The organism is Limnofasciculus baicalensis BBK-W-15, from assembly GCF_024178385.1.
Classification (GTDB): domain Bacteria; phylum Cyanobacteriota; class Cyanobacteriia; order Cyanobacteriales; family Coleofasciculaceae; genus Limnofasciculus; species Limnofasciculus baicalensis.
On the sequence record NZ_JAMZMM010000136.1, the window covers coordinates 1 to 4,544 of the forward strand.

The 4,544-nt window shown below is 42.1% G+C and carries 4 protein-coding genes; 2 read left to right on the top strand and 2 right to left on the bottom strand.

Going from position 1 to position 4,544, the window contains the following annotated elements; translation table 11 throughout:
• Both NJ959_RS14585 and NJ959_RS14590 read right to left on the bottom strand, forming a co-directional pair.
• Positions 1-982, bottom strand: a 982-nt coding sequence (locus NJ959_RS14585) for a phospholipase D-like domain-containing protein (protein WP_254012481.1), incomplete at its 3' end; no start/stop codon positions are given.
• A 153-nt stretch (positions 983-1,135) separates the two neighbouring features.
• On the bottom strand, positions 1,136-1,588 hold the full coding sequence (locus NJ959_RS14590) for a hypothetical protein (RefSeq protein WP_254012482.1): 453 nt from the start codon (positions 1,586-1,588) through the stop codon (positions 1,136-1,138).
• 214 nt (positions 1,589-1,802) lie between these two features.
• Here NJ959_RS14590 and NJ959_RS14595 point away from each other — a divergent pair, with 214 nt between their 5' ends.
• Positions 1,803-2,282 carry a cupin domain-containing protein gene (locus NJ959_RS14595; protein WP_254012483.1) on the top strand — a complete coding sequence of 160 codons (480 nt, stop codon included), beginning with the start codon at positions 1,803-1,805 and terminating at the stop codon, positions 2,280-2,282.
• 360 nt (positions 2,283-2,642) lie between these two features.
• Entirely contained in the window at positions 2,643-4,259 is a 1,617-nt protein-coding gene (locus tag NJ959_RS14600) for an acyl--CoA ligase family protein (RefSeq protein WP_254012484.1), read from the top strand.
• Positions 4,260-4,544 lie beyond the last annotated feature (285 nt).

Genomic DNA, 4,544 nt, shown 5'->3' on the forward strand with positions numbered 1-4,544 from the left:
CCCGCAATCCATAACGGTGAACATAATCTTCCCACATAGTTACTAAGTTTTTGGGGCAAATAATTAGAGTTTCCAGGAAAAAATCATCTTCTAAAATCTTAGCTAAAGTAGTGGCAATTAAGGTTTTACCCAAACCCACCACATCCCCCACCAGTACACCACCTCGGCGGTTGACGTGACGGGCAGCAATTTGCACCGCTGCTTTTTGGAAGTCAAACAATTGGCTAGCAATATTCCTGGGGATGTGATATTCAGATAAACCTGCTCTTGCTTCCTGGGATAAGTGATAGGCAATTTTTAGATAAATGTAGTAAGGTTTAATTGAAATTTCTCTCGCCCAACTATTATCGATAATCTCAATAAGTTCTTGAGAAATATCTACACACCAACGATCGTTCCATCGGTCATCAAACCACTTTTGCAACTTTTGACAAGCATCATGATCTAAAACATCAATATTTAACTCACCTTGATGTTCTAGCCCAGACAAAGTAAGATTACTACTACCCAAAAAGCCGATAGTGGGATTATTAATATCATTTCGATGAATGAGATAAAGTTTAGCATGAAGCGGATATCTCAGAAATAATTTAACAATAACTTTCTGACTTTTAATTTGCTGACTCAGCCTCCGTAAACCTGCCTCATCCTGATTAGTAGGTGCGCCCCAAGTTAATTGTTCGCAGAATTCTTGAGCAATTTGTTTCTTATAGCGAATCACCCCACTATTATCAATCCCGATATCTTCCGGCGCAAGTTTCAAAGATAAATGAACATCATCCTTGGGTAACCGCTGCATCCCCACTAAAAGACGACAACAGGAACCCAATCCACCAGAAAACTGGTTAATTTGATCGTCAATTTTCCGCCAACCTCTGAGATTGAAATAGCCCACACAAAAATCAGCCTGTTGTGAAATTTGTAGTGTATCCCGTAATGTGGGAAGGAGGGATTTTTCTATGTTGTCAAAGATACGTGGCATTTTTCCTAGGGGTGTTAAGGAACAGGAACTTGAGAAATAAATGGAAGACGAGATATCTCCACAAATTAGATCTTTATCTATACAGGGTAATGGGTTTAGATTATTTCTTGGAGATGTATTGAATAGAAACCATTGGCGTAATATGGCGATTGTTTATAGCTTATAGCAATAGTTCTCAAATTGTTTGATAACGTCGCTGATTTGGTATGGCATGAGTTGCATATTGCTATATGCTTTTTCAGATGTAGCTGGATCTCCCCGATCTGTAGCCTTCAGATATTCACTCATATTGTAATGAGTTGTAATAATAATATCCAGAAATTGTTGATGCAGTTCCTGGATTTTAGGATCGCTAAATTTATGAATTCCTAACTGATCGATCTCAGTTTGGAGAACTACCAAGAGATTTTCTTGCATTTCCCGTTGGGTGTTGCGATCGTTCTCCTGGGCAGTGAAGCGCTCGTTAAAGCGAGTCATCGCACCCTCAAAGCGCTGACATTGAGAGGATTTGGACTCGGTGACTGGTTGAGCGTGAACTCTAGCTGTCTGACTGGTAAGCGCGATCGCAACCAGAGCTAGACTGAGTAAGGAATGACGAATTTTCATTTTGAATCAGACTCAACTAGTATGAAGAAATTTCAGTTTTACGCTCAGTCTAACGACTTACCACAAAGATTTGTTCTGAGATGAGTCAGTTTGTTTATTGGTACAGCGGCATTATTGTGCTGTTGTGGAGGGATATCCTACCTCGACCCAACCTACAAATATACTGTGACATAATTAATAGTTAGCTCTCATCTTCCGTTATCAGAAAACTGCCATGGCAACACCAACAAACGCGATCGCAATCCACGCCGCTGAAGTACCCCCACGCACCAAGCCGTCAAACTATCCAGAGCCTTTTGCATCGCGGATGGCGGGGAGGGAAAAACGCGCACTTGGCGACATCTTTGGCATCACAAACTTTGGTGTCAACCTGACAAGATTAGCCCCAAACGCAATTTCTGCCCTCCGTCATGCTCACTCCAAGCAAGACGAGTTTATCTACATCTTGCAGGGGAATCCCACGCTGCAAACTGACGAAGGTAAAATTCAACTCTCCCCAGGTATGTGTGCGGGGTTCAAGGCGGGTACGGGAAACGGACACAATCTGATTAATGAGACATCGGAGGAGGTGGTGTACCTGGAAATTGGCGATCGAACCCCAGGAGACGAAGGAAGCTATCCTGATGACAATCTTCAGGCATTGCTTGTGGAAGGGAAATGGCATTTCGCCCACAAAGATGGCACGCCATATTGATACCGCCAATGGAATATTTGCCGACTTACGAAAAAACAATGAGACAAGCCTTAGCAGACTGCAAAAACCGTATATTTTCCCAACCCTGATTTTTCACTAATGGAAAAACTGTGTGGTTTTGCGATCGCTCTTGGCTGCTTTAAGTTAGAATTAACTAATAACTTGCACGCCTTCCGACAACCCGCCAGTGGTTAAAACCACTTTCTCACAGCTAAAGTCAGTTAAAATTGACTGAATGAATCAGAATTTTAGTCCATTTCAATGGACTTAAGCTATTAGCCGTGGAATTGATTCCACGGCGGGTAATGTTTCAGAATTTCATATCTGGTAGTATAGACAACAATTAAAATAACTCCCATCATGTCCCCTACTGAAGTATTCTACAACCACCTCACCCCCCAAAGCTTCCTCAATCGCAACGCCGCCGTATTTCCTGACAAACCAGCCATAATATATCGGGAAAAACAGTGGACATATTCCGAATTTGCCGCCAGAGTTAATCAACTTGCTAACGCTTTGCGGGGATGGGGATTGGAAAAAGGTGACAGAGTTGCCTTCCTTTGTCCCAATATCCCCCCCATGATAGAAGCACATTTCGCTGTACCTTTAGCGGGGGGTGTTTTAGTGGCGATTAATATTCGTCTCGCACCGAAAGATATCAAGTATATTATCAATGATTCTGGGGCACGTTTGTTGTTTGTCGATACTGAATTATCTCACCTTGTAGCACCGATTCAGGGAGAATTAGAAACGATGGAGGCGATTATTAATATTATCGATGAACAAGCTAATATTTCTGGCGATAAATTATCCGATTTAGATTATGAAGCCTTCTTAGCTACGGGAGAAACTACATCCGTATTATCTTGCTTAGAAGATGAAAATGATTTAATTTCTATTAACTATACTAGCGGCACTAGTGGCAAACCCAAAGGAGTTATCTATACCCATCGCGGCGCTTACTTAAATGCTTTGGGTGAAGCCTTGGAATTAGGAATGGATAGTCGCACAGTATATTTGTGGACTTTACCCATGTTTCATTGTAATGGGTGGTGTTTTACTTGGGGAGTAATGGCAGTTGGGGGCACTCATATTTGTTTGCGGAAGTTTTACCCAGAAACGGTTATTTCTTTACTCATGTCTGAGAGAGTTACTCATTTTTGCGGTTCCCCGACTATTTTAATTATGCTGGTTAACGATAAAGCCATAAAAACATTAAACTTATCCCATAAGTTACGAGTGGCGACAGCAGGCGCACCCCCTTCACCAACTATTATTCAATCTATGGAAGAATTGGGGATTGAAATTACTCATGTTTATGGTTTAACTGAAACTTATGGTCCCCATAGTGTCTGTGAATGGCAAGCCCCTTGGGATGATTTACCAATGGATGAAAGGGCAAAATTGAAAGCAAGACAAGGTGTACCTTATATTCACGCTGCCGAGATGCGAGTGGTGGATGAGAATATGAATGATATTCCTGCGGATGGTATCGCTATGGGGGAAGTTGTGATGCGGGGAAATAATGTGATGAAGGGTTATTTTAATGATGTGGAGGGGACTAAATATGCTTTTCGGGGCGGGTGGTTTCATAGTGGCGATTTGGCGGTAGTTTATCCTGATGGTTATATTGAATTGAGGGATCGGGCGAAGGATATTATTATTAGTAGTGGGGTGAATATTTCTACTATCGAAGTGGAAAGGGCAATTTATCAGCATCCGGCGGTATTGGAGGTGGCGGTAATTGCGATTCCTGATGAGAAAAGAGGGGAAGTGCCGAAGGTTTTTGTTACTCTGAAACCGGATATGGTGGTGAGTGAAAAGGAGATTATTAGTTTTTGTCACGAACATTTGGCGGGTTTTAAATGTCCGAGAGAGGTGGAGTTTTGCGAGTTACCGAAGACGGCGACGGGGAAGGTGCAGAAGTTTTTGTTGCGGGAGAAGGAATGGGTGGGGTTTGAGAAGCGAATTCATTGATTCATTAGAAGTTGAAAAGCTTATTATTGCGTTAGTGGGGAGTGCCACCCGAAGGTTATTGCTTATGGTGCAAGATCTGAGTTATATCTGTCCATCAATCTCACTCAGCCTCATCAAACCCGTCAACAACTACCAGATAAGCAATCCAACGTTAAAATAGAAACAATCCCCTAACTATAACCTACTACCCATGACACTCACCCAAGAATTAGCCCTTCCCCAAAAGATCGCAGAAAATGTTATCTTTCCTTTAGGCGATTTATATAGTGACGAACCTCCCGTGGA

Coding starts and splice junctions, on each gene's coding strand:
- NJ959_RS14590 (WP_254012482.1), bottom strand. CDS start 1,588: ATGAAAATTCGTCATTCCTTACTCAGTCTAGCTCTGGTTGCGATCGCG.
- NJ959_RS14595 (WP_254012483.1), top strand. CDS start 1,803: ATGGCAACACCAACAAACGCGATCGCAATCCACGCCGCTGAAGTACCC.
- NJ959_RS14600 (WP_254012484.1), top strand. CDS start 2,643: ATGTCCCCTACTGAAGTATTCTACAACCACCTCACCCCCCAAAGCTTC.